The 23,778-nt window shown below is 50.2% G+C and carries 19 protein-coding genes and 1 tRNA gene; 13 read left to right on the plus strand and 7 right to left on the minus strand.

Annotated features, from left to right (window positions below):
* Window positions 1-97 precede the first annotated feature (97 nt).
* The 7 genes from NATSA_RS09665 to NATSA_RS09695 all read left to right on the plus strand — a co-directional run bounded on the left by NATSA_RS09665 (window position 98) and on the right by NATSA_RS09695 (window position 9,242).
* The gene (locus tag NATSA_RS09665) at window positions 98-1,072 is read left to right on the plus strand and encodes a phytoene/squalene synthase family protein (protein ID WP_210512086.1); all 975 of its coding nucleotides are present in this window, start codon (window positions 98-100) and stop codon (window positions 1,070-1,072) included.
* An 86-nt stretch (window positions 1,073-1,158) separates the two neighbouring features.
* Window positions 1,159-1,872: an alpha/beta hydrolase-fold protein gene (locus tag NATSA_RS09670; protein WP_210512088.1), complete on the plus strand. Its 714-nt coding sequence runs from the start codon at window positions 1,159-1,161 to the stop codon at window positions 1,870-1,872.
* Window positions 1,873-2,133: 261 nt separating this feature from the next.
* Window positions 2,134-3,069: an N-acetylmuramic acid 6-phosphate etherase gene (murQ, locus tag NATSA_RS09675; protein WP_246481777.1), complete on the plus strand. Its 936-nt coding sequence runs from the start codon at window positions 2,134-2,136 to the stop codon at window positions 3,067-3,069.
* 58 nt (window positions 3,070-3,127) lie between these two features.
* Entirely contained in the window at window positions 3,128-3,799 is a 672-nt protein-coding gene (locus NATSA_RS09680; RefSeq protein WP_210512089.1) for an energy transducer TonB, read from the plus strand.
* A gap of 148 nt (window positions 3,800-3,947) precedes the next feature.
* Window positions 3,948-4,035 (plus strand) — tRNA-Ser (locus tag NATSA_RS09685).
* 286 nt (window positions 4,036-4,321) lie between these two features.
* A complete protein-coding gene (locus NATSA_RS09690; RefSeq protein WP_210512091.1) occupies window positions 4,322-7,567 on the plus strand; it encodes a hypothetical protein in 3,246 nt (1,081 codons plus the stop codon).
* 118 nt (window positions 7,568-7,685) lie between these two features.
* Window positions 7,686-9,242, plus strand: coding sequence for a DUF5723 family protein (locus tag NATSA_RS09695; protein WP_210512093.1), 1,557 nt, complete (start codon window positions 7,686-7,688; stop codon window positions 9,240-9,242).
* 50 nt (window positions 9,243-9,292) lie between these two features.
* Here NATSA_RS09695 and NATSA_RS09700 read toward each other — a convergent pair whose 3' ends face one another.
* From NATSA_RS09700 to NATSA_RS09710, 3 genes are all read right to left on the minus strand, one after another.
* Window positions 9,293-10,414, minus strand: a complete 1,122-nt coding sequence (locus NATSA_RS09700) for an NAD(P)/FAD-dependent oxidoreductase (protein ID WP_210512095.1) — start codon at window positions 10,412-10,414, stop codon at window positions 9,293-9,295.
* A gap of 72 nt (window positions 10,415-10,486) precedes the next feature.
* Window positions 10,487-11,104: a bifunctional nicotinamidase/pyrazinamidase gene (gene pncA / locus NATSA_RS09705; RefSeq protein ID WP_210512097.1), complete on the minus strand. Its 618-nt coding sequence runs from the start codon at window positions 11,102-11,104 to the stop codon at window positions 10,487-10,489.
* 45 nt (window positions 11,105-11,149) lie between these two features.
* Entirely contained in the window at window positions 11,150-12,550 is a 1,401-nt protein-coding gene (locus tag NATSA_RS09710) for a nicotinate phosphoribosyltransferase (protein ID WP_210512099.1), read from the minus strand.
* 299 nt (window positions 12,551-12,849) lie between these two features.
* Between NATSA_RS09710 and NATSA_RS09715 the strand changes: the two genes are divergently transcribed.
* The 6 genes from NATSA_RS09715 to NATSA_RS09740 all read left to right on the plus strand — a co-directional run bounded on the left by NATSA_RS09715 (window position 12,850) and on the right by NATSA_RS09740 (window position 18,335).
* Entirely contained in the window at window positions 12,850-13,443 is a 594-nt protein-coding gene (locus NATSA_RS09715; RefSeq protein ID WP_210512101.1) for a hypothetical protein, read from the plus strand.
* Between the two features lie 11 nt (window positions 13,444-13,454).
* Window positions 13,455-15,089, plus strand: a complete 1,635-nt coding sequence (locus tag NATSA_RS09720; protein WP_210512103.1) for an Ig-like domain-containing domain — start codon at window positions 13,455-13,457, stop codon at window positions 15,087-15,089.
* On the plus strand, window positions 15,076-16,083 hold the full coding sequence (locus NATSA_RS09725) for an NHL repeat-containing protein (protein ID WP_210512104.1): 1,008 nt from the start codon (window positions 15,076-15,078) through the stop codon (window positions 16,081-16,083). The genes NATSA_RS09720 and NATSA_RS09725 overlap by 14 nt, the downstream gene beginning before the upstream one ends.
* A gap of 27 nt (window positions 16,084-16,110) precedes the next feature.
* Window positions 16,111-16,554: a DUF3096 domain-containing protein gene (locus NATSA_RS09730; RefSeq protein ID WP_210512106.1), complete on the plus strand. Its 444-nt coding sequence runs from the start codon at window positions 16,111-16,113 to the stop codon at window positions 16,552-16,554.
* A gap of 8 nt (window positions 16,555-16,562) precedes the next feature.
* Window positions 16,563-17,675 (plus strand): endolytic transglycosylase MltG, encoded by a 1,113-nt coding sequence (gene mltG / locus NATSA_RS09735; RefSeq protein WP_210512108.1) that lies wholly within the window; start codon window positions 16,563-16,565, stop codon window positions 17,673-17,675.
* Window positions 17,676-17,744: 69 nt separating this feature from the next.
* Window positions 17,745-18,335, plus strand: coding sequence for a DUF2179 domain-containing protein (locus tag NATSA_RS09740; protein ID WP_210512110.1), 591 nt, complete (start codon window positions 17,745-17,747; stop codon window positions 18,333-18,335).
* A 152-nt stretch (window positions 18,336-18,487) separates the two neighbouring features.
* On the opposite strand, the gene NATSA_RS09745 is transcribed toward NATSA_RS09740, so the two are convergent.
* From NATSA_RS09745 to accC, 4 genes are all read right to left on the minus strand, one after another.
* Window positions 18,488-20,374 (minus strand): ABC transporter substrate-binding protein, encoded by a 1,887-nt coding sequence (locus NATSA_RS09745; protein ID WP_210512111.1) that lies wholly within the window; start codon window positions 20,372-20,374, stop codon window positions 18,488-18,490.
* Between the two features lie 79 nt (window positions 20,375-20,453).
* Window positions 20,454-22,013, minus strand: a complete 1,560-nt coding sequence (gene guaA, locus NATSA_RS09750) for a glutamine-hydrolyzing GMP synthase (RefSeq protein ID WP_210512113.1) — start codon at window positions 22,011-22,013, stop codon at window positions 20,454-20,456.
* Between the two features lie 3 nt (window positions 22,014-22,016).
* The gene (gcvH, locus tag NATSA_RS09755; protein ID WP_246481779.1) at window positions 22,017-22,397 is read right to left on the minus strand and encodes a glycine cleavage system protein GcvH; all 381 of its coding nucleotides are present in this window, start codon (window positions 22,395-22,397) and stop codon (window positions 22,017-22,019) included.
* 10 nt (window positions 22,398-22,407) lie between these two features.
* Window positions 22,408-23,760 (minus strand): acetyl-CoA carboxylase biotin carboxylase subunit, encoded by a 1,353-nt coding sequence (accC, locus tag NATSA_RS09760; RefSeq protein WP_210512115.1) that lies wholly within the window; start codon window positions 23,758-23,760, stop codon window positions 22,408-22,410.
* Between the last annotated feature and the right edge of the window lie 18 nt (window positions 23,761-23,778).

Genomic DNA, 23,778 nt, shown 5'->3' on the forward strand with positions numbered 1-23,778 from the left:
TTTTTCTGAATCACTTTTGGCTTTTACGGTCTCCAAAACGGTCTTGCAGAGACAATTCAACAGACATGCATAGTTTTCTATTTATAACCATTTATTAATGAGCAAGCGAACCGGCATATCAGCTTTCCAGGCGTTACGGCCGATGTATGAACGAACATCAATGCACAGGAATGTTATCGAGGAGGTGGATGACTCCTGTGTCCGTGATGCCTATGCCCATTGCCGATCGGTCACACGTGAACACGCGAAAACATTTTATCTTGCCACCCGGTTTCTGCCAAATCACAAGCAAAGAAGCATTTTTGCCATTTACGCACTTTGCCGCCATCTGGACAATATCGTAGATGAAGCCGAGGATCTCTCAGGGGCAAACCCTGTTGCCATCCGGGACGCCGGGACGGCTTTGAACGAATGGAAGTTCAAGCTTGAGCAGACTTATGAGGAAAAGCAGGCGGATAATTACGTGCTGGTTGCATTTTCCGATGTGCTGAAGCGTCACGCCATCCCCATATCGCTCCCCTTCGAACTGATCGATGGAGTGCAGAGCGACCTTGTGAAAAACAGGTATGAGAATTTTGAAGAGCTGTACGACTATTCGTACAAGGTGGCTTCGGTGGTCGGGCTCATGACATCCGAAGTTTTCGGTTACGATGATGAGAAGGCCCTTGACCGGGCAGTTGATCTTGGGATAGCAATGCAGCTGACCAATATCCTGCGGGATATAGGAGAAGATCTGCAGCGAGACCGGATATATCTCCCGCTGGATGAGCTTCACAGTTTTGGTCTGACAGAGAATGATATTCAGCAAAAGCAGGTGACTCCGGACTTCAAGAGTTTTATGCGTTTTCAGATTGATCGTGCCCGCAGATATTACGCCAGTTCCGATGAAGGCATCCCGCTGCTGTCACCAGACAGCAGGATTCCGGTATTGCTTGCGCGCCATAATTATGCGCGTATTCTCGATTGCATCGAAAAAAACAACTATCAGGTATTTGATTCGCGTGCCCATCTCACCTGGATGCAGAAAATGACCATTCTGCCGAAAGCATGGTGGCTTTCTAACCGTTTTTGACGGAAATTGTTTTAAAATTCATTCCGATGCATTAGCTTGCTGGTGATTCGGATCATTCACTATCAGCTGCTAAAAGAGAACAAAAGATGCAAAAGAAAGAGCACCACTGGCAGAGTCCCAGTCTTGGAAGGAAAACATCGGTGACGGTCTATGGTTTTGAGGGTACTCCCTTGCTGGCTTTTCCCGGAGATGCAGGCAACCGGAATGACTGGGAAGAGCATGGGCTTATCGAAGCACTGTCTTATCAGATCGATAACGGGCACAATATGATTTTCTGCGTTGATTCCGTCGATCAGGAAAGCTTTTTCAACAGTGATATCGATCCTGCTTCACGGATCAGACGCTACAGGAAATATGAAAAATATATCATTGATGAGGTACTGCCCTTTATACGCAAACAGTCAGATGACCTGTTTGTCATGGCATCCGGAATTCACATGGGCGGATACCATGCACTCAATCTCCTGTTCAAATATCCAAGCCAGATCCAGAAAGTCATCTCCATTGGCGGACGCGTTCAGATACGTCCGTTCATGGACGATTACTTTGATGACAATGTGTATTATAACAATCCGCTTGAGTATCTGCCCAATCTCGAGGAACAGTCTCTTCTTGATGACATAAAAAATGCCGACATCCGTCTGGTCATCACCCCGGATGACCCTTACTCCGATATCAACTACATGCTGAGTGATATTCTGCGCTCAAAAGCCATAGACCATGTATTTGACTACTGGATTGAAACGGGGGAAGATCTTTGGGAAATATGGGGTGATATACTGCGGCGCCACGTACCCTGAATCTTTCTTCGGCATCTTTCTTCGGCCGGATGTGCCTTTTTGATTCTGCCTGCCGGCGCAAGGATGCCAATGCGATGGGCAAACGGCAAATGGAAAACCGCGGACCGGCATCCCGATTTTTCAAAACACCTTCATACAACTTCCGTATATTTGCAGTTATTGCAGATGGGTGCTTTGCCTGAGGTTATCAAACGGACTTATCTGCATATGTATGAACAGGGACATTACAATTCAACCAATTAAGAAATACGGAGTACTGATTTGTCTGATAGCCAAAAACTTTACGACCAGCTCAAGAAACTCGAAACAGAACAGCGGAACCCTGAAACCCTGCATATTGACCTTGCTGATCCGGGCGAAATAGTAAGGCTCATGAACGAACAGGACAAAAAGGTTGCCGAGTATGTAAGCGCGCGAAAAGATCAGATTGCCATGGCCGTTGATTTTGCTCACAAGGCACTGGCAAAGGGCGGACGCCTTATTTATACCGGCGCCGGGACAAGCGGCAGGCTTGGTGTGCTTGATGCCGCAGAATGCCCGCCTACTTTCGGGACCCATCCCGACCAGGTGATCGGTCTCATTGCCGGTGGCAGAGAAGCCATGTTTGTGGCTCAGGAGGGATCTGAAGATCTTCCCGAACACGGAGAAAGGGACATCGCCGAGCTGAATGTCTCCGACAAGGATGTGGTCTGCGGACTTGCCGCCAGCGGACGGACCCCCTATGTGCTTGGAACGCTGGATGAAGCCAAGAGAAGGGGAGCCAGAACCGTGATGGTCTGCTGTGTGGTTGCAGACCGGGTAAAACTGGAAAAAGAACCCGATGTCATGATTGACGTGCCGGTCGGGCCGGAGGTCATCATGGGAAGCACGCGGCTGAAAAGTGCCACCGCTCAAAAAATGGTTTGCAACATGATTTCTACCGGAGCGATGATCAGACTTGGAAAAGTTTACGAGAATGTCATGGTAGACCTGATGCTTACCAATAAGAAACTTGTAGAGCGCTCACGGCGTATCATAAGCATGTTTACCGATGCCGGTTACGAAGAGTCATCACGCCTGTTAAAAGAGTCTGGAGGAAAGGTGAAAATTGCCTTGCTGATGGGCCTGGCAAAGGTGAGCAGGGAAGAGGCCGAAAAAAAGCTCGAAGACCACAACGGTTTTATCCGTGCTGCGTTACAGTCCTACGAAAAGGATTAATTGCGTTGGTCGTTGGATCTGACAGCTTTCGCCTCCGGCTGACAAAACAAGCGTAATTGTGAGGCTTATTCATTCCATAGACAGGCGAGACCAGGTTTATTATTTCCGAATTCAGATAGCCGTAATCACATCATTGATTGTGTTTATTATGCTGTTCCGGTTCTGGCCTGATTTTGAACAATCGGATCAGGATTTGTCGGAGCGCTTTTCAAATGAAGAGCTGATTGACCAGGATTTTGTCATCGCACGGCAAGAAGTGACCGTGCAGCGTGATGCTCCCCCGGTTCCGCGGCCTGATGTTACCGTTCCCGATGATGAAGTGGTCGATGTGGAATATGATCTCGACTTGAATGGTATGGATGACGGCGACCTGGCCCCGTTTGCTGAAGATCCCGGTCCCGCTGAAATTGTCGGACAACCTGACCAGCCTCCCAGTGTCCGCAGGATTGTCGAACCGGTTACTCCTTCGGCTGCGCGACGGGACGGTTTGCGTGTGGAGGTTATTGTTTCTTACGTGGTATCGGAAACCGGAGAGGTTGAAGAGGCAGAAATCGAGGATCTCCGGGTTTTTAATGAAGAAACCGGGCAGTTTGAGTCGGTTAGCGAGACAGGATACGGCTTCAGGGAAATTACGCTTCGGGCCGCCAGGCAGTGGCGGTTTAACCCCGCCATGTATCAGGGCGAACCGGTAAGGTCCACGACCAGCCATCGCTTTACATTTGGCAGCTGAACATGCCCGATGCCTGACTGCCGGTGTATTTCTTGCCGTGGTGTTATTTTGGAGCCGGCAAAATACCATTGAAAATATCCTTGCTCTGTTGCCCCGCGATGGTATTTGTCATATATTGGCATCCTCGATTACCGGGGCTGACAGAAATGGAGAGATGCCGGAGTGGTCGAACGGGCTCGCCTGGAAAGCGAGTGTACCCTAACCGGGTACCGAGGGTTCGAATCCCTCTCTCTCCGCTCCTTTTTTATCGCCCCTCCTCTGGCAGTCCGTTATTTAGACAAATCCCTGAAAATTGTTGGCGGAAAGGTGTCGCTTTTGTAATATTAAAATATTATAATAAAACTGTTTGTTAATGTTGTATCCGGAATCTTCCGGTAACCTTGTTGTAAGACAGCTTATTTTTTCTGAACGGTTTCACTAAGCATTGGGAGCAAAAACTCCTTTTTCCCAAAAATAATATTCTGACTGTGTAATTCATTATCCATTCCTGCGGGGTTGTTAGTGGGGTTTTACCATTTTTCCATGAAAAAAGTATTTGCGATAGCATTTCTGACTGCTGCATTGCTGGTGGCATGTGAACGTCCGTCAAGTCCCGATTTTCAGGTGAATCAGGAAATGGAGATACCGGTATTCAGTGATCTGAGCTACCGCTTTGTGGGTGAGGGCAGCAGAGCGATCATAGACACTACCCGTACCGATTTTCGGGAACTGTTTTCTGCCGGTGACGGGGGGCTGGTTTACTTTTCCTCTGAATTTGATTTCGAAACGGGTGATCTTGATAATATTATCCCCGCCCTGAATGTTGATCCGCAAAGCATGGATGCCGAACTGGGACTGATAGAAGTTGACGATTTTTCGTCATCTTTTGAGTCGGATATCGGCAAAATTCAGAATGAACCGGAAGCTGTTGATGATCAGAATAACAGGGTGGGCACTTTTGAGCTGGAGTATGAAGCACAGGGGTCTGCCGCTTTCAGTGATGTTGTTGATCAGCCGGGTGTATCACCAGGACCGGGCGATCCGCTGCCAGGATCCGATCCCGATCAGCCTCCGACTACGGTTATCATTCTGGACGATGATGATCTCATCTCAGCCGAAATTCAGCAAGGCAGCATGCAGGTGGAAATTGCCAATGATCTCGGGTTTGATTTATCCGAAGTTGAAGTGACACTCTTGTCAGACTATTCAGAAGAGAACGGAACAGGAAGCCCTGTGGGAACGCCGCTTCTCTTTGAAAACCTGCAGCACGGTTCACAGGATAGTGGTTCCATCGCTTTTTCAGACGGGGATCTCCTCGAAGCATCTCTGGCATTAGAGGTAACAACGGAATGGGATGACCAGAACATGAGTTCAGACCAGGGTGAGCTTCATTTCCGGATATCAGATCAGCGGTTGCGGGCAAGAAACGCTGTTGGGAATGTCAGACAACAGGGACTGGAACCGGAAAAGGATGATCTGAAGGTTTCTGATCCTGATTTTGATTACGCTGTTGTCTCTGATGATCCGGAGCCGGGCAGCCCTTACGAACTTATCGTAACGATCGTGAATGAAACCGAGCTGCCTGTGGCGGACAGCTTGATTTCAGGCATGCCGGTGATCACAATATTCAACTCCGACGGAGAGCAGCTGGATGGCCCGGGGCGGTTTGAAAATGAAAGCACGCCCGGGGCAGACAGGCTGAATCAGGACGAAACGGCAACGGCTGTTTTTGATTTGTCTGGACAAAAACTGACCCGGGACCTTACCTACGAGATCGATATAGGCACAACCGGAGGCAGAAACCTGACTGTGGATGAAAACGACCTGATTGTAATCACCGCTGAAACTACCGAGCTTGAATTCGAGGAAGTCCGTTCAGCCATTGATCCTCAATCCGACATCATCCTTGAAGATGTAAAAGATGTTGACGGCGATTTTGTGGAAGCAGAGGTTGAAGAGGGGCAGATCGAAGTGACTTTTATCAATGAAAGCGAGCTCCCGCTGACCATTGATTACCTGCAGTTTTACAATGACCAGGCGTTCCGGGCGAAAAATACAGGCGCCTTTTTCGACCGCGGATCACAAATCGGTGAAATCGAGGGAGTTGAAATTCCTCCGATGTCCGAGATAACGGAAATTATACCACTTGAAAACACCGGAATTTCCAATCGCATTGCATACGAGGGCACGGCTTCTTCTCAGGGAACAGCAGAACCGGCAACCGTACTTTCCGGCGACGTTATTCGAACTGAAATGGAAGGTTCCGTGCTGCTGACCTCAGCCTCATCTGTGTTGCGCCCTCAGGAGTTTACAAAAAGTGACGCATCAGACATTTCAGATGAAGAGCTGCTGTTCACATCCCCTGATCATTATGTGGAAATTGCCTCCGGCGTGCTCGTAATACGTGATATCGAGAATCAGATAGATCTGGATGTTGACACGCTTATTGTCTCATTTCCAACCATCATCAAAGACCGCAACGGGGCTTACGATCCGGCTGACTCCCTGTGGATAGAACTTTCGGGACCGGATCGCATCAGGCGATCATCAGATGCCGGGGCCGGACAGCCCGGGATCAGACATGATCTGGACAATTATCGCATATATGCTCCGGACAACAAGATACCGTACCACCTTTCTGCGGTCACCGAAGATACGCGTACTGCTGCCGGAAATGATACTGTGCGCACGGTTGAATCACATCATGCGGTTTCAAGTTTGTTTGAAGTTGAGAATCTGGAGCTTCGCAGGGCGTTCGGGAAAGTGACACCGCGCACCGAGCTGATCAACGAGGATGAAGGGGATGACGGAATAATCGATATATTCAACGACAATGAGGCGGAAATCACCAATATAGAAGATCTTGAAGGGTTTTCAGAAAGAGTATCCGGAATATCAGTCACCGATCCCGTTATCAATCTGTTTTATGATACCAATATCGGAGTGGAAGGTGAGGTGATTGCTGCCATAGTGGGTGTCAATGAGGAAGGAGAGAAGGTGTTTTTGTCCGGAAAACCGGGAACCGACAGGGAAGCACCGCCCGTTGATGATCCCCCCGCTTTATACGCGGACGGCAATCCGATAGACAGGAGCAATCTCATATCGTTTGAACTGGAACCTGCATCCGGTCCGGGTGAAAAGTCGCGTGATAATGTAGTCAGATTTGATGCCGGCACTACAAATGTGGATGAGTTTCTCAGCAATTTCCCCGTTGAGGTACGGTTTATCGGGATGGTTGCCGCCAATCCGGACAATAAGCCGGGATTCATTGAAGATCCGGTTATATTCAATACATCCATGGGCATTGATATTCCCGTTTCCTTCTCGACCGGCGATGGTGACCGTGCCACTATCAGTGACATCATTGATGCCGACCTTTCCGACCTTCCTGACAGCCAGGATGACCTGAGCCTGACGGAAGCCGAGTTCATTATCACCTATGTGAACGGGTTCCCCTTTGACAGCGAATTTACTTTCGAGTTTCTGGATGCATCCGATAATGTCATAACAACATCACGCGGTGAACCTGTTGAAAGTCTCAGTTTCACTGTGGACGGGGCCACTGTCAATCCGGAAACCCGTTTTACTGAACGGCCGAAAGATGGTCTTACGAAAATTACTGTGAGCGGTGAACAGGCTGATTATTTGTACAGGACACGGAAAATTCGACTTACGGGCGATCTTGCCACAAGCAGGGATGATATTTCCGGTGAGGTTAAAGTGCGTGCCCGCGATACCATAACCCTGAGCGTCAATGTCAATATTTCAACAAATCTGAAAGTTAACTGACCCATTTTTGATCACACTAACATACTGCGTGGCAAAGCATGAGCTCTGCAACGCAGGAATATCATTAAACACTGTTACTGAAGAACAGGTGGTCCGATAAACCGGTCATTTTAAACACATGAATCTGCGAAAAGGCATATTGCTCCCGGTGTTGCTGACGATTGCCGGGCTGATATTTCAGCCCGGGTACTGTGCTTTTGCGCAGGGAATGCATACCACTGCCACAAGTATGGCCCTTGGCGGGGGCGGCTCGGCTTATGTGCCGGGTTACCATGCTGCCTTTGTAAATCCGGCCAATCTCATGCTCCCGGAGCGCGACACACGCATTACACTGGGTGTGCTGGGTGGTGTTCGTTCCTCTGCCGGCGGCAGCCTCGTCAATATATCACTCTACAACAAGCATTTCACAAAAGGCCATGTCCTGGATTCCGACCGGGTTATGGATATTTCAGATGACTGGTTCGGTACATCGCGCAATGCCATGGGATATGCGGGAGCCGATGTCAGCGTTGTGCCGCTTGGTGCAAGTTATCGCCGGGATCGTATGGCCTTCAGTTCTGCCATACGTGCCCGGACTCTCAGCAGCGCCCGCATGAGCAAAGGCTTCTTTGAACTGGCGCTGACCGGACTCAGCTCAAAGGTATTCAAAGATCCCAAAAATGTTGATCTGTCAGGTGAGTTCCTTGGAATGTGGGAGTGGTCTTTCGGATATGCCATGGAGGTATGGAGAAATTCGGAACGTTTTGAGCCCGGTGCACAGCGTATTTATGCCGGGATTGCACCCAAACTCCTTTTCGGAATGGGTTATGCCCGTATCGGACTGGAATCGTCCCTGCAAGTCACCGGTCAGAATCAGGGTCAGGCCAGGGTGCATCATGAATTTGATTACAAGCTGCTGACCGTGGGAAATCTTACGGATGACCTGGAGGCCTATTACCAGGAAAGGCGTGTCAGGGGGAATGAAGACGCCCTGCTCTCCGACTTTGTCGATGACGATTCGTTCTCGGATCTGGGCGGTGTGTTTGGCACCGGATTGGGACTGGATCTGGGTGCTACCTGGGAATGGTACCGGGGAGACATCGACCTGCCGGTCATAGGCTCGGGTCCGCAAATTATCAGAGCCTCTTTTTCAATCACGGATATCGGAGCTATCTCCTTTGATGATAATGCCGGTGAGTTTCGTGCCGCTGATACCTTCGACTGGGAAGGAGTGACCGTTGACTTTGACTATATCGACAGGGAGCATGACGGTGACGTGCTGGATTATCTCGAATATGTCGTCAAAGACAGTATCGGCAGTGATATTTATGGCAACTTTTCATCCAGGGAAACAAGCAGTCACCGGATTGGGTTGACGCCTGCATTCACCTTCGGGGGAGCAGTAACCATGGGGAAGCTGGGTGTGATGCTCGATATCGGGAAGGGAATCAACAACCGGGGTGTAAACAGCCGGAGATTTTATACGGCACTGGGCAGTCAATATATGCTGATCAATGCCATTCCGCTGCGTTTTGGAATCAGGGCCGGAGGCGGTTCAAGCGTCAATCTGTCCTTCGGAACCGGGGTTGATGTAAGAAATTTTGAATTCAGCTTCAGTGTAATGACAACCCCGGGGTCGGAGCGCAGAGGAGGCAATATCGGTGCGGCCCTGAGCGGATTCGTCGTCCGGTTCTGAAGTGTACAATTTCCCGGAACACGGCGTGACTGATTGAACAGATTCAAATGTTACTCTTCAGCCGCTTGTTCCCTGAGGTCCCGCAGTTTGGAAAACCTGAAAAGGGATAACTCTTTAGGCAGCTTTTCTCCGCGGATCAGGTGCTCGGCCAGCCCGGCGGCAATGCATTCGGAGTAAAGCAGGCCCTTGGAACCCAGTCCGGCGAAAATGTAAAGGCCTTTCTCGGAATAGTGCTCTCCGACCAGAGGAATACGATCGGGTGTCGTGGCGCGGATGCCGGACCACTGACCAATTCTGCGGCATTTGGTGTATAAATCGGGCAGAAGCTCATTGAGTTTTTGATCGAGCAGGCCGGCACCCTGATCATCCGGGTTTTCGTCATGGAAATGGTGTTCATAGGTACTTCCAACGACCAGACGGTTGCGGGAGATCGGTGCGATATAACCGTAGGCAGATATCGCCGGCAGGTCGCTCACATTTTCCTGGCATTCATAAATGGCGAGCTGGCCTTTGACGGAATTCAGCGGCAGTTCATTCCAGTATTTGTTTTCACGGCTTTTGTAGCCGGCGGTTAGGATGACAGTCGGAGCCGTTGCCTGTTTTTTGAAGCTGGTAAGGGTCCAGTTACGTTCACGCTCCAGCTGGTAGGGTCCGCCGTATTGAAACTGAACTCCCTGTTCTTGCAAATATCTGACGCAGGCATTGAGATATTCCGGAGTCTGCACTACCATGCCCTTTCGTATGAAGAGCCCTCCCGATTGATCTTTCAGGCGGGGGACGAGACCGGAAACGGCATCCGGCTGGAGCCACTCTACCCAGCCTTTCGGCCAGCGGGAGCGCTTCAGCGCATTACGAAAATTTTCACTCAAAGCCTCATCTATGGCAGGACGCAATACACCGTTCCTGGTCCACAGCTTTTCATCTGTGTATGCTGAAACACGCTTCAGCCGCTCCTCGAGCATATGCATGCAGCTCTCTGCATTCCAGGCAATCCGGGCCCTCTGTCCGGTAGCGGGATTTACCATTGCCCCGGGTACTCCGGACGCTCCCTGACCAACTTCCCTGGCTTCGTGTACCAGTATCCGGAGTTTTTTGTTTTTCTCAATAAGCTGTGCTGCCGTTGCAAGTCCGGCCAATCCACCGCCGATGACGATGACATCAAATTTTTCCATGCTTCACATTACTTTTTTCAAATTCAGGACACGACATCCGTTTGCCGGTAGTTGTCATCGTGACTGCGGTACTTACGCAAGAAGTTGTTTGGATTCAATGAAATGAGCCCCTGACGCGGACATCTCGTGCCAGGCCTGATCCAGCGACCCGTTCACATCAAGGCCCTGTACCGCATCTTTTACAACATGTACCTGAAAGCCCAGTTTCCGGGCATCCAGGACAGTCCATTTTACGCAAAAATCTGCTGCTAATCCAGCGATATAAAGTGTTTCAACATCTCTTTCTTTGAGATATCCTGCAAGTCCGGTTGCCGTCTGATGATCGTTTTCAAAAAACCCGGAGTAGGAATCAATTTCTTTGCGAAACCCCTTGCGGATAATAAGCTGGGCGGATTCGACATTCAGATCGGGGTGAAATTCGGCGCCTTTGGTCCCCTGGATGCAATGATCCGGCCAGAGTACCTGTCTGCCGTAGTCCATGGTCACTTCATCAAAAGGTTCTTTGGCGCTGTGAGATGAGGCAAAGGAGTGATGTCCGGCAGGATGCCAGTCCTGGGTAAGAATGATATTCCGGAATTTTCCGGTGAGCTGATTGATAACCGGTACGACCCGGTCTCCCTCAGGCACAGCCAGTGCGCCGCCGGGGCAGAAATCATTTTGAGTATCAACTATCAAAAGAGCTGAATTCATAAAAACTGTGAAATTGTTTTGCTGAGATGTATGTCCTGTTATGGATTACACTTTCTGCTTCAGTTTATCTATAAGGTTTGCAATGCTTTGATTGATTCTGATGTCATAACAAGCCGGATTGCTTAATCGTTTTACAGGTTCCGGAACCCTGTCTGTTCTTTCTGAGCTGAAACCTGCGATAGCGGAAAGGTCGGTGGTGGTTTTTGTGATTTTGCCGTTCTGCATCACGAGCTTTCGGATAAACTGCTGCGTATTGACGGAATCCCGTCCGTCAGGACCATCGCTGTCTGCTTCGGGATCACTGCTGCCGGTTTTTTTCAGTGATATGATATCGTGGCGGAAAGTACCGTCTTCATCAGACACGCGGGACAGGCTTTTGATACCGGGAAGGCTTCGTTTCGATGGCTCATCAGTATACTTCATCGTTGGGCGGTCTCCGAACCAGCTCATCTTGTACACCCCGCTCAGAGCCCCGTCAGGGTGGCCGGTAATAAGCCGGGTACCAACTCCGAAATAATCTATCGGGGCTTTATCACGCATCAATGATACAATCCGGCCTTCATCCAGCTGGTCAGAAACAGCAATGGCCACATAATCGAGACCGGCATCGTCCAGCATCGCCCGGGCCTTGCGGGACAGCTCAAGAGGGTTGCCGCTGTCCAGACGGATCGCCAGCAGCCGGTTGCCGCGTTCCTCCAGTTCCTTTGCGACCGTGATCGCATTCGGAATGCCTGAGCCGACCGAGTCGTATGTATCTACAAGCAGGATGGACGTATCCGGATACATATCGGCGTACTTTTGGAAAGCGTTGAGCTCGCTGTCAAAACACTGGATCCAGGAGTGTGCCATGGTTCCCGAAACAGGGATGTTGTGACGATAGCCGGCAAGCACGTTGGAAGTGGCGCTGACGCCTCCGATGGCGGCCGCGCGCGATGCGGCAATTGCTCCGGTCCCCTGTCCACGCCGAAGGCCGAAATCGATCAGCTTCCGGTCACCGCAGGCAAGTTTGAGTCTGCGGGCTTTTGTGGCAATAAGCGATTGAAAGTTGAGGATGTTGAGCAGCAGGGTTTCTATCAGCTGACAGGAAAGCATCGAGCCCGAAACAGTGAGTACGGGTTCAGCCGGAAAAACGATTTCTCCTTCCCTGACACTGATGACGGTTCCGTCGAAACGATAACCGGAAAGATAATCACAGAACTCGCGGTCAAATCCTTTGTCCAGCAGCCAGTTGCACTCATCTTTGCTGAACCGGTAGGATTCCAGCACTTCCAGCAGGTCAGCCAGGCCTGCGAATACGACAAACTGCCCCCCGAATGGAGCCTGCCGGAAAAAGTAGTCAAAACAGGCCGGCTTTTTATGCATTCCCGTCCTGAAGTATCCCTGACTCATTGTCAGTTGATACAGATCGGTATACAAGCCGGGGTGCGATATGTCCCTTATTCCCATGTACAGATAATTAAATTCAGGTGATATACAGAGAAGTAACAAGCTATCCCGGCAATCAGTTTGCTCTGAATGTAACGGTACAAACTTAGTGTTACCAATTCGTAATTCAAAACAAGTTAGGTATATTGCCTTGGAAAACGGCATTTCCACAATCAGGTATTTGCTGTTGCAACAAATTTGGTCATCTCATTCTGAAAAATGCGTTAAAAATGATGTCGTGTCCCAGGTTGAAATATTTACCGGTAAGCATATTCATTTCATTTTTATTCATGGCGGTCTTGCTGCAACCCGGCCGGGCAATGTCCCCGGAAGCAGGTGACCCCGCCGGTGACTCCGGCTCCGATAGCGACGATACGGTAGCTTCTAATGCTTCCGTCGTTGCCGGGGAGACCGTCAGGATCATACTGGATCATGTCGATTCGGACAACAACCTGCTGGCCGGAGACGACAGAATCATCCCGCAGCCGGTTTATCTTGATATGGATGTGCCGGCTTCGGTGCGTGACCAGATGTACCGGAGCCTGCTTGAGGAAGGCATCAGGCTGGCCGATTCTTCCGGTGAACGGCATGTGATTCGTATCGAGTGGGAACCTGAAAATACCGTTATCATTGAACGTGGCGGATCCAGCCGCAGGATCCTGAGCTCCGATCTGTTTTTTACCTGGCTGGATCCGGATCAGGAGATACAAATTGCATGGAGCAGCTCGTTTCATGTGGAGGACGAGATACCTTCCGGTCAGGTTTCGGATCTGGCGGGCACTTGGAACCCGGCAAGGTTTCATCACAGGGAAGAGTCCCGGCGATTCTCCGTGCTCAGCCGGCTGGCTGAACCAGCAATTATTACCGGAGCAGTAGCTGTCACCATTTACCTTCTCTATAACGTAAGAAGTTGATGCAACCCGGAATGCACCGATTTTTATTCTTTCTTCTGATTGTCAGCACAGCATTTTTATTGGTGGAGTGCGCCACGCCCACGCAGCCTTCCGGTGGACCTGCCGACCGCACTCCTCCGGAAGTAGTGGAAACCGACCCGCCGTCCGGCACCACTATGTTTGACGGTGACCGGATCACCTTTCAGTTTTCAAAGTATGTTGACCGTGACAGTTTCCGGGAGGCCTTTCAGATGGAACCGGATGTCGACATAGAATATGATATCAGTTTCCGGCGCAGGTCGGTCAGGGTTACATTTGAAGATCCGTTGCCGGATACAACCACCATCATTTTCACTTTGGGAACCGATCTTTCCGATACCCGCAACAACAGAATCAATTCCCCTTACCAGCTTGCCATTTCCACCGGACCTGATATCGACGAAGGGAAGATAACGGCCAGGGTCAGGGATGCCGGCACCGGTGAGGGCAAGAGGGGCGAGCGGGTGGTGCTCTACCGCTATCCTGTCGATCTTGAAACCGGCGCCGATTATGTAGCCCAGGCTGATTCTGCCGGTGTGGTCAGCTTCAATTATCTTCGTGAAGGCAAGTACAAGGCGTTCTGGCTCGATGACCGGAACAGAAACCGCAGATGGGATCGTGACCGCGAAGACGCCCAGCCGTTTCGCACAGATACCATCGGGCTTGGGAGAGCAGATGAGCTGGATATCGGCACGGTTTTCGTAACCCGTGAGGACACCATCCCCCCGAGACTCCAGGGAGTGGGAATGCTTTCTGAAGTGCGCTTGAGGCTGCGGTTCAGCGAAGAGGTGATGATCGAAGATGATGCACTGCTGGAAATTACAGATACCGGCGGGCAGTTCATAACCGATGCCATCCCGCTTTATGTAGATGAACAGGATCAGGGCATCATACTTGCCCAGTCACCTGAGCCGCTTCCCGACGGCGTGTCATACAAACTGCAGATGCAGGGTATAACCGACCTGGCCGGAAACACGGCTGAATCGGATGTTGAAGAGTTTCCGGGGTCGGATGAAGCCGACACGACGTTTGCACGCTATATTGGCAACGATACCAGGCATGGAATTACTCCGGATGAACCCCTCGTCTTTCGGTATGCAAGACTCCTGGATGATTCTCCGGATGTGCTGGACTCACTTATTGTGGTGGAAAGCCAGACGACCCACAGCCCGTGGCCGCACGCCGAAATAAGGGATAATCTGCTGTTTGTGTATCCTGACGGGGAGTGGAGCAGCAGCGAATCATATGAGATACGCGTCTGGGATGAAGCGGATATGAGCCGCAGAACGATTCAGCCTCAGATTCATTACGAAGACGACATGGGCGGGATGAATGTGATCATTGAAGAGGATGAAAACGGTGAAATCGAAAAGGATACCCTCACCTATCGCGTCCGCATTATCGATGAACGGGGCCATGTTGTGCGTGATGAGGAAATGACCGGGGAACGGGAGTTCGAAAAGCTGCCGCCGGGAAATTATGTGGTGAAGGTATTCGAAATAAGGGATGATTCACGAAACTGGGATCCCGGACGGGTTGATCCGTTCCGGAAGCCGGCTCTGTATTTTATACAGGAAGATGTGCCGGTGGAGCGCGGGCTGACCGGCCAGGTATATGTTGAATTTTAGAGAACGGCTGCACATGCATTTTCCGGGTGACATAAAAAAGGCTGTTTTTGGCGGAATGGTAGTTTTGCTCGTTTGTTTCGCACAGAAAGCAGAGGGTTTTGCGGATAAGGAACATGATGAACGGTCAGATACCCTGCGGCTCAATGAAATCGAGATGGTCGGCGGGCTGGAGGAGGCGAAATCCATGGTTGTCCGCGAAAACAGCGAGCTGATTATCGCCGAAGCCGGAGCAGACAGGATCTCCGTTTACCAGGTATCATTTGATGAAGAGGACGCGGATGCATCCGGAGAAACGGATAGCTCCACAGATGACACAGAAACTGCTGAAGATGACCATGCAGCGCCTGCCGATGCTGTCAGCGAAGAACGCATCCTGCCGGATCTGGACAAGCCGGAGTCACTCTCACTGATCCTGGATACCGAAATTCTGGTAGTGAGCTCAGGTTCACAGCAGGTTCATTGGCTGGATCACGACTTTGGATATGTCCGGTCGTTTACAGTGCCTTCGTGGGCACTTGAAGACACAGAATTTTCACCAGCAGATGTGACCACCAATGAAATCGGGGAGGTATATGTGCTGGACCGCCGGAACAGACGGGTGTTTCATTTCAATGCCAACGGCAGCTATTTGCAGCATTTCCGGCTTGATGACCTCGAAGACCCGACGCGCCTGATCTATTTTGATGAATCACTGTTTATCACCGATTACAAAAGCGGAACGATTTACATCATGACCGATACGGGCAGGGAGCTGGCCAGCATCGGCACCTTCGCTGATCTGGAGCGCGTCCGTGTGGCTGACCGCCGGATATGGGTCCTGTCCGGAAGCGTGCTGCACCTGTTTGATTTGTCCGGGCAGCATCTCGGCAACTGGCGGGTTGATGAGCCCTGGAAAAAACTTCGGGATATCGCCGTTATTGAGCAAAGAGTATTTCTATTGACATCCGGTTCTTTGTATTATTCAGAGTTCTCAGAAACCAAACAGGAGAATTAAAAATTGGCTGTGCAGATACATTTTATGATGAATTCCAATACAGGTAAGCGCCGTGTATTTCACGCACTGCTGGCCATCGTGACAGGCGTGCTTGTCATGCTCTGGCCGGATGCGCTGTACTACATCATTGGCAGTTACCTGATTGCAACCGGTCTTGTTTTTCTGGTGTTCAAGGCTCCCGCTGTGATTGTTGCGGCATCCGTGGTGACCGGTATATTCATTTTTGTTTTTCCCTCGTTTATACCTTATTTCTTTGCTTTTTTTCTTCTGGTTATAGGAATCGGTTCCCTGCTTAGTGGCGGATTTACCCTGTTTGCTGTTATTCCGCTGCTGGCGGCAGTATTGCTCATTTCGTTTCCGGATATCATATCCATCATTGTTGCGGCATTTCTGCTGCTTTACGGGATAACAACCATCATTGCGATGATCCGGTCCAGGCGAAATGAAAAAGAGATCATTGAAGTTTATTAGTTACAGAGATGCTTTCAAGAAATAAGGTGATGATGTTTATATCAGGTTTCAACCATTTGCAACTCAGGGAATGGGCTGCCGGTGTGCTGGTTCTCTTACTGGCTTTTGTTTTGGTTTTCTCTTCACGGACATACCGTCTCAACTCTGATTCAGCCATTCAGGCGCCGCCCGCTACCGTGCTGCTCATCGATGAGAGAATACAATTGGATGAGTTGATTTCCCTTTTGGAAGAAAGCGGCATTTCCTTTGATGCAGATGAATTGCGGTGGGCCTCAGGCATTGTGGGGTTGCGGAATTTCAGCACCGGCCGGTATGAATTTGACGGAGGCATTAGCTACCCTGAGTTCCTCAACAAACTTGCCATGGGCCTGCAGGATCCCATGACGCTTCGCATACCTCCCGGCGCTGACAAGGAGAGACTGAAAGAGCGCATAGCCTCTCAGATGCAGTTTGAAGCCGATGATCTTGCAGCAGCCATGTCCGACACAAGCATACTGAACCGGTATGGCATTGAGGCGCATGAACTTTACGGGCGGATTATAGGTGATTCCTATGAAGTCTACTGGACCACCTCGCCTGAGCGTCTTGTCAACAGACTGCTTTCGGAGTTTGAAAGGCGGATTATGGAAAGTTACGCTGACCGGATGGATGAGCTTGGCCTTAGTGCCGATGAAGTTACAACACTGGCATCCATCATAGAGTGGGAAGCTAAATATGACGATGAGAAACCGGCTATCAGCGGCCTTTACTGGAACCGGCTGGACAGTAGATGGCGTCTGCAGGCTGATCCGACAGTCAATTACGCGAAAGGGACAAGAAGCAGGCTGGTGTATGCCGACTACAGAATCGATCACCCGTATAACACCTATCGCATTCACGGTCTTCCGCCCGGACCAATTACTAATCCTTCGTACTCATCACTGCGTGCCGCACTATATCCGGAAGATCACGATTACATGTTCATGGTGGCACGGCCCGACGGTTACCATGCGTTCTCAAGAACATATGCCGAACATCGGCGGAAGAGCAGGGAGTGGACCGACTGGCTCCGGGAGCAGCGTATGAAGCAGGCAGAGATGGAGAGGGAAGAAGCAGCACGGCAGGGAGCAGCGGCAGACTGAACGTATTATTACAAAATCGTTTTATGAATCGCTGACAGAGGGTCAGTTGATCACAAAGAGGGAAGGGAAATGGAAATACTGGATATTTTTACGTTCGAATTCAGCTGGTTCGGCTGGGTCATTTTGCCCCTGCTGATACTCATTGCGAGAGTTGTCGATGTGACCCTTGGAACACTCCGGATTATATTTGTATCCCGGGGAATGAGGAAAATTGCCCCGCTGATCGGTTTTTTTGAATCGCTGATCTGGCTGGTGGCCATAGGGCAGATCATGCAAAGCCTGACCAATGCCGGACTCTATCTGGCATATGCAACCGGATTTGCACTTGGCAATTATGTCGGAATATATCTGGAAGAAAAAATCGCCATGGGACTGATATGCGTCCGCACGATTACCAACGAAGATGCTACCGAACTGATCGACTATCTGAAGGAAAAAGAGTTCGGGGTGACATCAATATCGGCAAGTGGTGTCAGCGGTCAGGTACGTCTTATACTGAGCGTAATAAAGCGTCGGGACCTGCAGGAAATGATCGGAATTATCAATGAAAAAATGCCGAAAGCCTTCATTTCAGTAGAGGATGTCCGCTCTGCCAGCGAAGGGTACTTCCCGCAGAAAAAAATCAGCCTGTTTTCCAGGCTTCCGATAATGCGAAAATAAGTCGTCCCAACTGGTAACAATCCGGCAACTCTGCTGATAAACCCGGTCCGGAATTCTCTCAGCATCTCAGGGCGATCTTTTTCTCTGAGAAAAAAACATCATTTCATGATGGCACGATCATCTCAGGATGGTATCATCATCCCGGGACGGCATCATTCATCCGTATTCCCGTCATTATCACCGTTATCTTCGTCTTCATCATCCTCATCCTCATCTTTTTCAGGGACATAAAGAATGGTTTCATCTCTGGTGACATGCAGAAAATGGAGATAATTATTGATGTGAGAGCCCTGGAAGTCGATGTTTGTAATCACTCCTTCGTATTCAGGCAAATGACGCAGGCGCGGCTTGATTCTTCCGGGATTCTGCAATTCAGTCAGGCTCTTGAAAAGATATGTGGCCACATCATAGCCAAGGTGCGCAAAGTTGTCGGCGCCGGAGCCGGTGAGTGACTGGTAGTTGTCCTGAAATCTGCGGGTTGCCCGTTTATCTTCATCGGTGTGGAAAAAATCACTGTAATATATGTCAAAATAGCGGCGTCTATCATCGCTCAGGTCGACATGTGACATCTCCTCGTTTCCAAGTATCGTAACCTCGCTCCGGTTCGCCTGAAGGTCTGTCAATATGATATCAATGAGCTGATCCGACCCTGATCCGGTTACCGAAAGATAGAGTCCTTTTATCGGTACAAGAGGATAGTCATCAGGGTCTACACCTCTTCCCAGATGCCGCTCGCTCCGTGCAAACCAGGGAGTGATATGATCGACATCAAAAGCGGTCTCTTCAAAATTTTCACTGAAGTAATGCACCACCTTGGCTCCCAGTTTTTCGGCTTCATTTCTGAAAGCCTGGGCTTCGCGGACCACAGGCTGGTTGCTCTGGGTGATCACGGCCAGTGTATCCAGCTCCAGTTTGTTTACGGCAAAGCGCGCCATGGCCTTGCCTCTGACTTCGAATGTCGGGTTAATTTGGTAGATGTATGGATTTTCGATGTTCAGGGTATCCGCATTGGCAAGTGGCGGGATGACGGGTATTTGATAATATTCGGCAAGGTCCCGGATTTCATAAGCCGCCTCGGAAAACAGCGGCCCGATTACCGCGTCAGCATGATATTTCCAGGCCATTTTTGCCATCGCCGCCTTGTTTGTGAGTGCAGTATCGGAAGTTGTTACATGATGCAGACGGATATGCTTGTCGTCATTCTCTCTGTTGAATTCTTCGGCTGCAAGCAGGTATCCGTTATACAGAGACCGCGCCACACGCCACTCTCTTGATTCGCTTTCCGTTTCAGGAAGCAGCACTCCGATATTGTAGACGATGCCTTCAGGAGCGGGCCCGTATCTGGCCGATGCACTTCTCTGCTCCGGCAACCGGTCGATCCGTCTTTTCAGAGCGGCTACCATATTGGTATCGATGGTGTCATGGAAATAATTCTCAAGTGTACTGTACAGCTCTGATGCTTCCGGTCTGGCCATGTAGTCCAGCCCGTAACGCAGCAGATCAAACTGCACCCTCGGATACTCACTCTGCATAAATGCCTTGCGGCGTTGTCCGGTTGTGAGGTACCCTATGATCTGATCATAGAGAATTTCGGCATCTTCATGCAGATCCTGGTAGGCAGGACGGGATTTGAGATTGTACAGCTTATCAAGACTTTTTCCGTACTGGCGGGTCTGAAAATCGGCAAGTGACAGTGTATAGCGGGCCTCATCATGCAGCCGGGGATCATCATCCCGTGTCAGCTGGCGAAGCTTGTTTTTGGCTTTTGGGTACTCGCTGAGGGCAAAGTAGCTTTTGCCCAGGAAAAGCTTTGCTTCAGGAGTCTCCAGGCCGGAGAAAAAATATGCCGCTGAGTCAAACTGAGCATTCCGGTAATGATCCATTCCTTTCTCGAAGCGGTCATCGGTATCGGTTGCTTCTGTGCCGCCGGACATGCCGGTAATCCCCGCAGAACCATTTGCAGTCAGACCTGAAAAAAGCAGCAATCCGCCGAAAAAAATGATGGAAAAGAGACCGGACAAATAACGGTGGTTGTTCATAAAGGATAATTTAAATAGAATGATTTACCAGTTAACGTATAACTCATTGAAGGAAATACATCTGCTGTTGCCGATATGCCTATTCCCACTCGATCGTTGCCGGGGGCTTGGAGCTGATATCGTAGACAACCCTGTTGATACCTTTGACCTCGTTGATGATCCGGTTGGATACCTTTGCAAGAAAATCGTATGGGAGGTGGGCCCAGTCGGCCGTCATTCCGTCTACACTTGTAACAGCCCGCAGGCCGACCACAAACTCATAGGTGCGCTCGTCTCCCATTACTCCCACACTCTGAACCGGGAGCAGGACCACAAAGGCCTGCCAGACCGAATCATACAGGTTATGTGAGCGCAGTTCTTCGATGTAGATGGCATCGGCTTCCTGAAGCAGGCGGACTTTCTCGCGGGTGACGTCGGAAAGAATTCTGATCGATAGTCCGGGACCGGGAAAGGGGTGGCGTCCAAGAAAATCGAAAGGAATATCGAGGGCGGCGCCGACTTTGCGAACCTCATCTTTAAACAGTTCCCGGAGCGGCTCCAGAAGCTTCAGGTTCATTTTTTCAGGCAGCCCGCCAACATTGTGATGCGATTTGATGGTAACGGAAGGACCGCGAAATGAAACGCTCTCGATAACATCGGGGTAAAGTGTGCCCTGTGCCAGATGGGTAAATCCATTTTCCTCGCTGACGGCATTGTCGAATACTTCAATAAAGGTATTGCCGATGATCTTCCGTTTTTTTTCCGGATCGCTTACTCCTTTCAGACGGTCGAGAAACAGGTCGGACGCATCCACAGCCTTGACCGGGAGTTTCAGCTTTTCGGTATAAAGATGCTGTACATCGGAAAATTCATTTTTTCGCAGTACGCCGTTGTTTACAAAAACGCATAACAGTCGGTCGCCGATAGCGCGGTGCAAAAGCGTTGCGGCTACGGTAGAGTCCACCCCGCCGGACAATCCGCATATGACTTTGCCGTCGCCGGCCTGCTCACGGATCCGTTTAATGGTGCTGTCGACAAAAGATTCCGGCGTCCAGTAACCCTTCAGGCCGCAAATTTTGCGCACAAAATTGTGGAGTATGTCACGGCCGTGTTCGGTATGCACCACCTCCGGATGAAACTGTACGCCGTAAACTGGCCGGGTATGATCTTTAACGGCGGCTACCGGAGCATTGTCTGTCCGGGCGATGACATCAAAGCTGTCCGGCAGGTGGATGATGTGGTCACCATGACTCATCCAGACGGTATTTTCATCGGGAATTCCTGCAAACAGGGCATTCCTTTTGATTACGCTGATTTTTGCCCTGCCATATTCCCGCTTTTCTGCATTGCTGACGGAGCCGGGCTTCAGGTGGTGAGCCATTGCCTGCAATCCGTAGCAGATACCCAGGACCGGCACGTTCAGATCCAGTACTTCCTTGTTGAATGCCGGTGCATCGGGATCATTGACACTCATTGGTCCGCCTGAAAGGATGATTCCGCCGGGCGGCCGGGCGGAAAACTGCTTCAGATCGGTGTCAAAGGGGTGTATTTCACAGTACACCTGGTTTTCCCGTATGCGACGGGCAATCAGCTGATTATACTGGGAACCGTAATCCAGTATAAGTATCCATTCTTGCTCCGGACTGGTAATTCCTGTCATCTGTCAGGCAATGATCTCGTTGTAATCATCTACAGAGAGCAGCGAATCCAGCTGTGAGGTATCACTCATTTTGATTTTGATCAGCCAGCCCTCGCCGTAAGGATCGTTGTTGATAAGCTCGGGGTCATCCTCCAGTCCTTCATTCCATTCGAGAATTTCGCCGGAGACAGGCATGTAGAGTTCGGAAACGGTTTTGACCGCTTCCACGGTGCCGAAAGTGTCATCCTTGTCGACGGATTCGCCGACTTTGTCAATTTCCACGAAAACAATGTCGCCGAGCTCACTTTGGGCAAAATCGGTGATACCGACTGTGGCGGTTCCATCCCCGTTGTCACGTACCCATTCATGCTCTTTGGTGTATTTCAATTCTTTCGGATGGTTCATAATAGCTTTGTTATGTTGGATCGGGATTGAACTTGAATTGATTCTCAAGATACTTTGTATCGAATTTGCCGGCAATGAAATTCGGGTCATCCATCAGCTGAAGCTGATATGGAATGTTGGTTTGAATACCTTCAATGACGAACTCGTTCAGGGCGCGCTTCATGCGGTGTATGGCCTGCTTGCGGTCCGGCGCACTGACAATCAGTTTGGCGATCATGGAGTCATAAAACGGAGGCACATCATATCCGGCATAAACGTGCGTATCGACACGGACACTGTGACCGCCCGGCAGATGAAACGCCTTTACCTTGCCGGCTGAAGGACGGAAATTGAACTTCGGATCCTCTGCATTGATCCTGCATTCAATGGCATGGCCACGCATTTTGAGCTTTTTCTTCTGGATGGGCAGCCCTGCGGCCACTTCAATCTGACGCTGAATAAGATCTTCATTGGTGACTTCCTCTGTAACCGGATGCTCCACCTGTATCCGGGTGTTCATCTCCATGAAATAGAAATTTTTGTCCCGGTCCAGCAGAAATTCGATGGTCCCCGCGCCTTCATAATGAATGGTTTCAGCGGCATTTACGGCTGCCTGTCCCATTTTTTCACGCAGTTCCGGAGTCATGCCGGGTGAGGGGGACTCTTCAAGCATCTTCTGATGACGGCGCTGCATGGAACAGTCTCGTTCACCAAAATGGACCACCTGGCCGTGGCGGTCACCAAGTATCTGAATTTCGACATGCCGTGGTTCGACAATGAATTTTTCGAGATAGATTTCGGCGCTTCCAAAGCAAGCCTCTGATTCATTTCTTGCGGCAACAAGCTGCTTTTCAATTTCACTTTCATCGGAGCAGATACGCATCCCCCGTCCGCCACCACCGGCGGAAGCCTTGAAAATTACGGGATAGCCGATTTCGGCGGCAATTTTTTTCGCCTGTTCCGGCGATGTAATGATGCCGGTACTTCCCGGAATTGTAGGCACGCCGTATTTCTGCATATTTTCCCGCGCCATGGATTTGTTGCCCATGGTGTCGATCATTTTCGGGGAAGGACCGATAAACTTGATGTTGTGCTCTTCGCAAATCCTGGAAAACTCAGCGTTTTCGGCAAGAAATCCGTATCCGGGGTGGATGGCTTTGGCATCGGTGATTTCCGCTGCAGCAATAATTCTGGGAATTTTCAGGTAGCTGTCCTTCGCAGCAGGCGGACCAATGCAGACAGCCTCGTCAGCGAACTTGACATGCAGGCTTTTTTCATCCGCCGTGGAGTAAACGGCAACGGTCTTGATGCCCATTTCCCGGCAAGTGCGGATGATTCGCAGTGCAATTTCGCCACGGTTGGCGATCAGAATTTTGTCAAACATAGCGTGATTCAGGTATGA

This window comes from Natronogracilivirga saccharolytica (genome assembly GCF_017921895.1).
GTDB classification, from domain to species: Bacteria; Bacteroidota; Rhodothermia; order Balneolales; family Natronogracilivirgulaceae; genus Natronogracilivirga; species Natronogracilivirga saccharolytica.

Bases quoted from the DNA above. Each gene is read 5' to 3' on its own strand.
- NATSA_RS09730 (WP_210512106.1), top strand. From the start codon at position 16,111: ATGAATTCCAATACAGGTAAGCGCCGTGTATTTCACGCACTGCTGGCC.
- NATSA_RS09670 (WP_210512088.1), top strand. From the start codon at position 1,159: ATGCAAAAGAAAGAGCACCACTGGCAGAGTCCCAGTCTTGGAAGGAAA.
- pncA (WP_210512097.1), bottom strand. From the start codon at position 11,104: ATGAATTCAGCTCTTTTGATAGTTGATACTCAAAATGATTTCTGCCCC.
- NATSA_RS09665 (WP_210512086.1), top strand. From the start codon at position 98: ATGAGCAAGCGAACCGGCATATCAGCTTTCCAGGCGTTACGGCCGATG.
- NATSA_RS09725 (WP_210512104.1), top strand. From the start codon at position 15,076: ATGTTGAATTTTAGAGAACGGCTGCACATGCATTTTCCGGGTGACATA.
- mltG (WP_210512108.1), top strand. From the start codon at position 16,563: ATGCTTTCAAGAAATAAGGTGATGATGTTTATATCAGGTTTCAACCAT.
- NATSA_RS09695 (WP_210512093.1), top strand. From the start codon at position 7,686: ATGAATCTGCGAAAAGGCATATTGCTCCCGGTGTTGCTGACGATTGCC.
- NATSA_RS09690 (WP_210512091.1), top strand. From the start codon at position 4,322: ATGAAAAAAGTATTTGCGATAGCATTTCTGACTGCTGCATTGCTGGTG.
- NATSA_RS09740 (WP_210512110.1), top strand. From the start codon at position 17,745: ATGGAAATACTGGATATTTTTACGTTCGAATTCAGCTGGTTCGGCTGG.
- gcvH (WP_246481779.1), bottom strand. From the start codon at position 22,397: ATGAACCATCCGAAAGAATTGAAATACACCAAAGAGCATGAATGGGTA.
- NATSA_RS09715 (WP_210512101.1), top strand. From the start codon at position 12,850: ATGTCCCCGGAAGCAGGTGACCCCGCCGGTGACTCCGGCTCCGATAGC.
- accC (WP_210512115.1), bottom strand. From the start codon at position 23,760: ATGTTTGACAAAATTCTGATCGCCAACCGTGGCGAAATTGCACTGCGA.
- NATSA_RS09745 (WP_210512111.1), bottom strand. From the start codon at position 20,374: ATGAACAACCACCGTTATTTGTCCGGTCTCTTTTCCATCATTTTTTTC.
- guaA (WP_210512113.1), bottom strand. From the start codon at position 22,013: ATGACAGGAATTACCAGTCCGGAGCAAGAATGGATACTTATACTGGAT.
- NATSA_RS09700 (WP_210512095.1), bottom strand. From the start codon at position 10,414: ATGGAAAAATTTGATGTCATCGTCATCGGCGGTGGATTGGCCGGACTT.
- NATSA_RS09720 (WP_210512103.1), top strand. From the start codon at position 13,455: ATGCACCGATTTTTATTCTTTCTTCTGATTGTCAGCACAGCATTTTTA.
- NATSA_RS09710 (WP_210512099.1), bottom strand. From the start codon at position 12,550: ATGGGAATAAGGGACATATCGCACCCCGGCTTGTATACCGATCTGTAT.